The organism is Microbispora rosea (assembly GCF_900156315.1).
GTDB lineage: Bacteria > Actinomycetota > Actinomycetes > Streptosporangiales > Streptosporangiaceae > Microbispora > Microbispora rosea.
This window is the reverse complement of the sequence record NZ_FTNI01000052.1, coordinates 22,134-30,647: the sequence shown is the minus strand read 5'-3', so window position 1 is coordinate 30,647 and position 8,514 is coordinate 22,134. Positions and strand designations below refer to the sequence as shown.

Below are 8,514 nucleotides of genomic sequence, written 5' to 3'. Positions count from 1 at the left end.
GGGTGGTCAGCGTCAACCAGGCCTGTCCCGCCACGCCGTTCATCCCGGCCTACCAAGGGGTGAAGGTCGAGTGCGGCAAGCCGGGCGAGGACTACGCGGCCGGACGTACCGTGCCGGTCCGCGGAAACGCCCGAGCGGTCGTCCCGCCGGACGCCGTCACCGCGAGCGGCAGCGGCCTCGACCCGCACATCTCCGTCGCCTACGCCGAACTGCAGGCCCCCCGAGTCGCCAGGGAACGAGGGCTGGACGTACACAGGGTGCGGACCCTGATCGCGGAGCACACCACCGGCAGGGCGCTCGGGTTCATGGGCGAGCCCGGCGTGAACGTGCTGGAGCTCAACCTGGATCTGGACAGGCTGAAGGGATGAGGTAGATGGCGCGCGGGCGGCTGCGAATCTACCTCGGCGCGGCACCCGGGGTCGGCAAGACCTACGCGATGCTCAGCGAAGGTCGCAGGGCCACGGAGCGGGACAAGGACGTGGTCGTGGGTATCGTCGAGACCCACGACCGCCCCCGCACCGCCGGACTCCTGGAGGGCATGGAGGTCCTCCCACGGCGGCGGGTCGTCTACAAAGGTGCGACCTTCGCCGAGCTGGACGTCGAGGCGGTCATCGCCCGCGCACCAAAGATCGTTCTGGTCGACGAGCTGGCGCACACCAACGTGCCCGGCTCGCGCAACGTCAAGCGCTGGCAGGACATCGACGAGCTCCTCGACGCCGGGATCGACGTCGTCTCGACGGTGAACATCCAGCACCTGGAGTCGGTCAACGACGTCGTCCAGGAGATCACGGGCGTCCCGCAGCGGGAGACCGTGCCCGACGAGGTCGTACGGCGGGCCGACCAGGTCGAGCTGGTCGACATGTCCCCCGAGGCACTGCGCCGCCGGATGGCCCACGGCAACGTCTACCCACCTGAGAAGGTGGACGCCGCGCTCGCCAACTACTTCCGGGTCGGCAACCTGACGGCGCTCCGTGAGCTGGCCCTGCTGTGGGTGGCGGACAAGGTGGACGAGCAGCTCGACCGCTACCGCGCCGAGCACGGCATCGCGGGCACCTGGGAGGCCCGGGAACGCGTCGTCGTCGCGCTCACCGGCGGGCCGGAGGGCGACACCCTCATCAGGCGAGCGGCCCGCATCGCCGCCAGGAGCAAGGGCGCCGACCTGCTGGCCGTGCACGTCACCCGGGCCGACGGGCTGGCCGGCGGCGACCCGGCGCTGCTGGCGCACCAGCGCACGCTGGTGGAGAGCATCGGCGGGACCTACCACCAGGTCGTCGGTGACGACATCCCCCGCGCGCTGCTCGACTTCGCCCGCGGCGTCAACGCCACCCAGCTCGTGCTCGGCGCCTCCCGGCGCGGCCGGTTCGCCCAGATCTTCTCCCGGGGCGTGGGGGTCCAGACGACGGCCCGCTCCGGGTCGATCGACGTCCACATGATCACTCATGAGCAGGTCAGCAAGGGCAGGCATCCCTCACGGCCGCAGGCCGCGCTCACCGGCAACCGGCGGATCGCCGGCTGGGCGACGGCGATCCTCGGGCTTCCCCTCCTGACGCTGGCGCTGCTGCCGTTCCGCCACGACCTGTCGCTGCCCAGCGAGATCCTGCTGTTCCTGCTGGCCGTCGTGGGCGTCGCGCTGATCGGCGGCATGTGGCCCGCGGTCACCGCCGCGGTGGGTGGCTCACTCCTACTGAACTACTTCTTCACCCCGCCCGTCAGCCGGTTCACCATCGCAGACCCGGAGAACCTGCTCGCCCTGACGATCTACGTACTGGTCGCGATCATGGTGAGCACCGTCGTCGACCTCGCCGCCCGGCGCACGCGCGAGGCCGCACGGGCCCAGGCCGACGCCGAGGTGCTGTCCACCCTGGCCGGGCACGTGCTGCGTGGCGAGCACGCCCTGCCTTCACTGCTCGCCAGGCTGCGGGAGACCTTCGCGCTCACCTCGGTCACGCTGCTCGAACGCCGCCCTGACACCACGACGAGCCCCGACGTGCACTCAGAACCCGAGGCGTGGCGCATCGTCGCCACCGCCGGGGGTGCCCCCTGCACGTGTCCGGCTGTCGCGGACACGGATGTGGCCGTCGACGACGACCTCGTCCTGGTCCTGCGCGGGCGGCTGCTCGACGCCGCCGACCGCCGCGTGCTCCAGGCCTTCGCCGCCGAGGCCGCCGTGGCCCTCAGACAGGAGCGTCTGCGTGAGGAGGCCGAGAAGGCCAGACCACTGGCGGAAGCGGACAAGATGCGCACCGCGCTGCTGGCCGCCGTCAGCCACGACCTGCGCACTCCTCTCGCCTCGGCGCGCGCGGCCGTGGAGAGCCTGCGGGCGACCGATGTCGAGTGGTCCGCGGAGGACCGCGAGGAACTGCTCGCCACGGCGGACGAGTCGCTGTACAAGCTCGACCGGCTCGTCGCGAACCTTCTCGACATGAGCCGGCTGCAGGCCGGAGTGCTCGGGCTGTCGCTTCAACCGGTGGCGCTGGAGGAGATCGTTCCTCGCTCGATCGACTATCTCGGGCCGCTGAGCGACCAGGTGGAAGGGGACATCGCACTTGAGCTTCCCGAGATCGTCGCCGATCCCGCACTGGTCGAACGCATTCTGGTCAACCTGATGACCAACGCCGTCCGCTACAGCCCGGACGGCGGCAAGGTCCTCATCACCGCGAGCTGGCACGGCGACAACGTGGAGATACGCGTCGTCGATCGTGGTCCCGGCATTCCATCCGAGGCGTACGACCGCGTCTTCATGCCCTTCCAGCGCCTCGGCGACCGGGACAACCACACCGGCATCGGCCTCGGCCTCGCGCTCTCGCGCGGCCTGGCGGAGGCGATGGGAGGCAGCCTCACGCCGGAGGAGACCCCGGGCGGCGGTCTCACCATGGTCCTCACCCTGCCGATCTCCTCGCGAGCCGCCATCCCACAGGGGGAAGCGACATGACCCGAATTCTTGTCGTCGACGACGAGCCCCAGATCCTCAGGGCACTGCGCATCAACCTGGCCGCCTGCCGATACGAGGTCGAGGCCGTCGCCGACGGCTCCTCCGCCCTGCGCGCCGCCGCCGACTGGCGCCCCGACGTGGTGCTGCTCGACCTCGGTCTGCCCGACATGGACGGCGTGGACGTCATCCACGGCCTGCGCGGCTGGTCCTCGATGCCGATCCTGGTCCTGTCCGGACGTACGGCCACCACCGACAAGATCGCCGCTCTGGACGCCGGCGCCGACGACTACGTCACCAAGCCGTTCGGCATCGACGAACTCCTCGCCCGCGTACGAGCGGTGACGCGCAGAGCGGTAATCCAGGCGCACGAACTCGCGTCCGTCAAAATCGGCGACCACGTGGTGGATATGACGAGCAAAACAATCTCGGGGGGACTGCGGCTCACCCCGACGGAGTGGCACCTGCTGGAAATCCTGGTCCGCAACCCCGGCAAGCTCATCAGCCAGCGGCACCTGCTCGCCGAAGTATGGGGCCGCAGCCACGTCAAGGAGACGAACTATCTGCGTCAGTACATGGCGCAACTCCGCAAGAAGCTCGAACCCGACCCCTCTCACCCCGTGCACCTGGTCACCGAGCCGGGAATGGGCTACCGGTTCACGCCCTGAATCAGGCGGTTCCGACTGACGAGCATGAATTCGCCCTCGACGCCCTCGACGCCCTCGCAGGAGGGGAAGGACGTCAATATCGCATCAGAAGTCATCTCGGAGGCGTAGGAGTATCGTATACAAAACGACGCAAAGACTTTGAATGCGCTTTCATCGAGGCGTGAGGTTTCGCGTCATTCGCCCCGCCCCACTCGAATTTCTCTTGGTGGGTGGATTCGCATCGGCCGTACTGTCCTGCGCCGCCGCATCGGCCTTTTCCACCATCGCTGATCGGGTGATGACCGTCGCGATCGTCGTGGCCGTTTACGCGGCACGAGGCCGGAGCCTGATCAGCGCGTCGGCCACGGCCACCATGGCGTGGATGTTCCTCACCGGGTTCCTGGCGAACGACGCCGGAACCCTGACGTTCTCCCCATCCGACATGGCCAGGCTGGGGATCCTCCTCGCTGTAGGACTGCTCGGCGGCGCTGTGGGCGTGCTGCGTGGCCTTCGTCCTCGTCATCCGATGCGTGACCAGCCGCCTCGATCCGGGCTCAGGCCGGCCGGGCGGCGGGCCGGAGGCCGTCCATCAGAAGGTCCAGCAGGCGACCGGCCTTGGCATCATGCTCGCGCCGTGGGGCCACGGTGAAGATGCCGATGAGGGAGGCGGCGATGTCTTCGGCGGCGACGTCGGAGCGGAGGTCGCCCGCCGCGCGACCGGCGTCGAGAATCGTGGTGATGGCCGCCAGTAGCTCCCCCCGGGTCTGTGCATGGGCGATCTCGCCCGACTCGATCATCGCGAGCAGCGTGTCGAGCATGCCGTTCTTGGTCGCGATCCAGTCCCCGAACAAGTCCATCCAGCGCCGCATCGCCGCAGCCGGGGGCAGCCGCCCGAGCAGCTCGCGGGCGCCGGTCGTCAGCCGCACGACCTGGTCCCGGTAGACCGCGTCGACCAGGGACTCACGGGTCGGGAAGTGCCGGTAGAGCGTGGCGATGCCGACTCCGGCTTCGCGGGCGATCGCACGCATCGACGGCTCGGCGTCGGCCGACATGAACGCGCGGGTCGCCACCGCGAGCAACTGGTCGCGGTTACGGGCTGCGTCCGCCCGTGGCACGCGCATCTCCGCCTCAGCCAAAATGGAACACGCTCCGGTTGTGTTAGGGTCGCGCATGGAAACGGAGCATAGTCCGTTTCAAGGCGTTCCCTCGACCCCAGGGAGACAGGCGTACATGCAGGAACAGAGCGATCAACCGACGATGGGCAGGAGCAGGGCGGTCCGGCTCGATTCGTTCGGCGGCCCCGAAGTCCTGGACGTCCGTGAGGTCCCCGCTCCGCAGGCCGGCCCAGGACAGATCCGCGTGCGGGTCACCGCGGCCGGTCTGAACCCGATGGACTGGATCATGACCGCGGACGCGGACACCGCCGCCCGGTTCGGCTTGAGCCTCCCGGCCGGGTTCGGCACCGACTACGCGGGACTGGTCGACCAGGTCGGTGACGGGGTGACCGGTTTCGCGCCCGGCGACCGGGTGTTCGGGGGCGCCCTGTCCCGCGCGGTCGCCGACTTCGTGGTGGTCGACCCGGGCGGGGGGACCGCGGCGAACGAGGCCCATCACACTCCCGACGGCGTCGACGACCGCACCGCCGCCACCCTCACGATCGCCGGCCGCACGGCATCCACCGCCCTCGCCGCGGTCGCCCCCGGCCCGGACGACACCGTGCTGATCGGCGGCGCGGCGGGCGGGGTCGGGGTGTTCGCCGTCCAGCTCGCCCGGATCGCCGGAGCGCGCGTGATCGGGACGGGGTCGGCGACATCGTCCGATTTCCTGCGCGATCTCGGAGCCGAGCCGGTCTCCTACGGCGACGGCCTGGCCGACCGGGTCCGAGCCCTCGCTCCCGGCGGTGTCACCGCCGCCGTCGACCTGCACGGTACGGAAACAGTGCACGCCGCGAGGGAACTCGGCGTCCCGGACGGCCGCATCTGCACCATCGCCGCGCACGTCGACGGCGTGCCGGCGGCCAACGGCGCGAACGCCGCCGCCGGCGCCCTGGAAGAGATCGCCCGCCTGGTCGCGGCGGGCCGGCTCCGGGTGCCTGTCGCGGCACACTTCCCCGTCGAGCAGATCCGCCGCGCGGCCGAGCTCCAGGCCGGCCGGCACGTGCACGGCAAGGTCGTCATCGACCTCTAGATCACGGCCGTCGCGACGATGAACGCGGCCGCGTGAACCGGGCCGGGGAGGAGCGGATCTCCCCATCGCCTCAGCCGGCGACCACAGCCGGGGGTCTGCGCGCCCAGCCGCTTCGGGTGCGTACGGCGCCCGCAGCGCGGCAGGCCAGGTAGATGACGAAGGCGATGGTGGTGACGTACGGGCTGATCGGGATGCTGCTGCCCAACGCGATGAGGATGCCGCCGACCACGGACGTGACGGCGAACAGGACGCTGAGCAGAGGGATCAGGCGAGGGGAGGCCGTCACCCGGGTGGCGGCGGCCGCGGGGGTGACCACCAGGGCCAGCACCAGCAGAGCGCCGACGATCTGGATGGTCGTGGCCACGGCGAGCCCCAGCACCAATGTGAACACGGGGGACAGAGCCCGGACGGGCACGCCGCGGGCGGCGGCGACGTCGGGATCGAGGCTGGCGAAGGTCAACGGACGCCAGATGACCGCCAGGACGAGCAGGACGACGACCGACACGCCGATCAGCCAGGCCGTCTGCGGGGTGTCCACGGCCACGATCTGCCCGGTGAGCAGTCCGAACTTGTTGGCGGAGCGGCCTTTGTACAGCGACAGGAACAGCACGCCGAGTCCCAGTCCGAACGGCATCAGGACGCCGATGGCGGAGTTGCGGTCCCGGACACGTACGCCCAGGGCGCCGATTACCGCGGCGGCCAGGACCGATCCGGCCAGGGATCCTGCCACCACGTTCACCCCGAGCAGGAGTGCGGCCGCCGCGCCGGCGAAGGAGAGCTCGGCGATCCCGTGCACGGCGAAGGCCAGATCTCGCATCATCACGAATGTGCTGATCAGGCCGCCGACCACGCCGAGCACGGCCGCGGCGATGATCGAGTTGGCGACGAGGGACAGCAACTGCCCGTAGTCGTCGTAGTTGAAGATCTGGTGCCAGATATCGGGATTCATGGCTGGGCGCCTCCGGCGGGATCGGGGTGGTGCGGAGTGGGAGCGCCGGCGATCAGATAGCGACCGTGGGCTCGGACCACCTCGACCGAGCCGCCGTACAGGTCGGACAGAACGGAAGACTTCATCACCTCGTCGGGCGTGCCGACGCGGAACCGGCCACCGGCCAGGTAAAGCACCCGGTCGACCAGCGGCAGGACCGGATTGAGCTCGTGGGTGACGAAGAGCACTGCGGTGCCATGGGCGCGCCGTCGCCGGTCGAGCAGGTCGACGATCGCGTGCTGGTGGTGCGGGTCGAGCGCGAGGAGGGGCTCGTCGCACAGCAGAAGCGTGGGATCGGTGGCCAGGGCCTGCGCGATGCGCACCCGCTGCTGCTCGCCGCCGGACAGCAGACCGAGGGGGATGTCCGCGTACTCGTGTGCCCCCACCTCGGTCAGCAGGTCGTCGATTCGACGCCGCAGCCCTCTGCTGCCGAGGGGCAGGCCCCAGCGATGGCCGTCGACGCCGAGCCGTACCAGGTCGCGGGCGCGCAGTGGCGTGTGCGGGGCGACGGCGCGCTGCTGGGGGATGTAGCCGATCAGATCGCTGCCCCGCCGGGGTGGGCGGCCGTCGATCAGCAGGGCCCCGGCGGAGAGAGGCAACCGGCCCAGGATGGCGTGCAGCAGGCTGGTCTTGCCCGATCCGTTCGACCCCAGCACGGCGATGAACTCGCCGCGGCGCAGCTCCAGATCCAGCCCGGACCACAGCACGCGCTCACCACGGCGCAGTTCCGCATGGGTCAGGGTGAGGACGACGGGTGTTCCGCCGGCGGGGACGGCCTGCGGTGCGATGGTGCCCAACTGTTCGATCATCGGCCCAGGGCCTTGCCGAGCGCGTCGAGGTTGGCGGTCATCCAGCCGACGTAGTCCTCACCGGAGGGCAGGGTCTCGGTGACCGGGACGACGGGGATGCCGTTGCCGGTCGCCGCCTCGCGGACCTTCTCGGTCTCCGGGCCGGCGGTCTGTGAGTTGTAGACCAGGGCCTGCACCTTCTTGCCGGTGAACAGGGCCAGGGTGTCCCGCAGGACGCGGGGGGAGACGTCGTTGCCTTCCTCGATGGCCTCGCTGAACTCCTCCGGGGCGGCGTTGGTCAGACCGCACGCCTCGATCATGTACAGCGGGACCGGCTCCGTGATCGCCACGGCGGTGCCCTTCGCCGTCTGCGCGATCGCCGCCTCCTTCTCCTCCAGCGGTTTGAGCTTCTGCTTGAAGGTCTCGGCGCCAGCGGTGAAGGCGGCGGCCTCGGAGGGGGCGGCCTTGCCCAGCGCGGCGGCGATCGAGTCGGCCAGCCGCGCGACGGACGGGAAGTCGTACCAGACGTGCTCGTTCAGCTCCTCCTCGGCGGCCGCCGTCTTCCCGGAAATCTCGACCGCGTTCAGCACCTGGGCCGAGGTGTTGCCGGCGGCGTCGCGCATCGTGTCCATGAAGTCGTCGTAGCCGCCGCCGTTCTCGACGATCACCTTGGCCTTGGACAGCGCCAGCTGGTTCTGCGGATTGGCCTCGTAGGAGTGCGGGTCCTGGTCGGGGCTGGCGATGAACGCGGTCACCGCGACCTTGTCGCCGCCGATCTGCCGGACGATGTCGCCGTACACGTTGGTGGAGGTCACCACGGCGACCGCGCCCGGGCCGGTGGACGCGCTCACGGCCGGCTGGGGAGGTGACGCGGGGGAGGACGGGCCGCCGCAGCCGGCCAGCAGCGCAGAAGTCAGGCCCCCGAGGACGAGTAGGGAGGGACGACGCAGAGGGGAGGTGTTCATGTCGATCCTT

The 8,514-nt window shown here is 70.3% G+C and carries 8 protein-coding genes; 4 read left to right on the top strand and 4 right to left on the bottom strand.

Annotation, left to right across the window (positions count from 1 at the left end):
* The 3 genes from BXA11_RS39960 to BXA11_RS39950 all read left to right on the top strand — a co-directional run.
* Positions 1-368, top strand: a 368-nt coding sequence (locus BXA11_RS39960; protein WP_143734805.1) for a potassium-transporting ATPase subunit C, incomplete at its 5' end; no start/stop codon positions are given.
* A 5-nt stretch (positions 369-373) separates the two neighbouring features.
* Positions 374-2,932 carry a sensor histidine kinase gene (locus BXA11_RS39955; RefSeq protein WP_076443161.1) on the top strand — a complete coding sequence of 853 codons (2,559 nt, stop codon included), beginning with the start codon at positions 374-376 and terminating at the stop codon, positions 2,930-2,932.
* Positions 2,929-3,597, top strand: a complete 669-nt coding sequence (locus BXA11_RS39950) for a response regulator (protein WP_076443158.1) — start codon at positions 2,929-2,931, stop codon at positions 3,595-3,597. Before BXA11_RS39955 ends, BXA11_RS39950 begins: the two co-directional genes overlap by 4 nt.
* A 533-nt stretch (positions 3,598-4,130) precedes the next feature.
* On the opposite strand, the gene BXA11_RS39945 is transcribed toward BXA11_RS39950, so the two are convergent.
* Complete coding sequence (locus BXA11_RS39945) at positions 4,131-4,691, bottom strand: TetR/AcrR family transcriptional regulator (RefSeq protein WP_204054093.1); 561 nt, start codon at positions 4,689-4,691, stop codon at positions 4,131-4,133.
* A 115-nt stretch (positions 4,692-4,806) separates the two neighbouring features.
* Between BXA11_RS39945 and BXA11_RS39940 the strand changes: the two genes are divergently transcribed.
* Positions 4,807-5,763 (top strand): NADP-dependent oxidoreductase, encoded by a 957-nt coding sequence (locus BXA11_RS39940; RefSeq protein WP_076443153.1) that lies wholly within the window; start codon positions 4,807-4,809, stop codon positions 5,761-5,763.
* A 70-nt stretch (positions 5,764-5,833) separates the two neighbouring features.
* Here BXA11_RS39940 and BXA11_RS39935 read toward each other — a convergent pair whose 3' ends face one another.
* From BXA11_RS39935 to BXA11_RS39925, 3 genes are read right to left on the bottom strand one after another with little or no spacing between them, the layout of a single operon-like run.
* Positions 5,834-6,712, bottom strand: coding sequence for a metal ABC transporter permease (locus tag BXA11_RS39935; protein WP_030512517.1), 879 nt, complete (start codon positions 6,710-6,712; stop codon positions 5,834-5,836).
* On the bottom strand, positions 6,709-7,560 hold the full coding sequence (locus tag BXA11_RS39930) for a metal ABC transporter ATP-binding protein (protein ID WP_076443151.1): 852 nt from the start codon (positions 7,558-7,560) through the stop codon (positions 6,709-6,711). The genes BXA11_RS39935 and BXA11_RS39930 overlap by 4 nt, the downstream gene beginning before the upstream one ends.
* Positions 7,557-8,504: a metal ABC transporter solute-binding protein, Zn/Mn family gene (locus tag BXA11_RS39925; RefSeq protein WP_076443149.1), complete on the bottom strand. Its 948-nt coding sequence runs from the start codon at positions 8,502-8,504 to the stop codon at positions 7,557-7,559. Before BXA11_RS39925 ends, BXA11_RS39930 begins: the two co-directional genes overlap by 4 nt.
* Positions 8,505-8,514 lie beyond the last annotated feature (10 nt).

Coding starts and splice junctions, on each gene's coding strand:
- BXA11_RS39940 (WP_076443153.1), top strand. CDS start 4,807: ATGCAGGAACAGAGCGATCAACCGACGATGGGCAGGAGCAGGGCGGTC.
- BXA11_RS39925 (WP_076443149.1), bottom strand. CDS start 8,504: ATGAACACCTCCCCTCTGCGTCGTCCCTCCCTACTCGTCCTCGGGGGC.
- BXA11_RS39950 (WP_076443158.1), top strand. CDS start 2,929: ATGACCCGAATTCTTGTCGTCGACGACGAGCCCCAGATCCTCAGGGCA.
- BXA11_RS39930 (WP_076443151.1), bottom strand. CDS start 7,560: ATGATCGAACAGTTGGGCACCATCGCACCGCAGGCCGTCCCCGCCGGC.
- BXA11_RS39935 (WP_030512517.1), bottom strand. CDS start 6,712: ATGAATCCCGATATCTGGCACCAGATCTTCAACTACGACGACTACGGG.
- BXA11_RS39955 (WP_076443161.1), top strand. CDS start 374: ATGGCGCGCGGGCGGCTGCGAATCTACCTCGGCGCGGCACCCGGGGTC.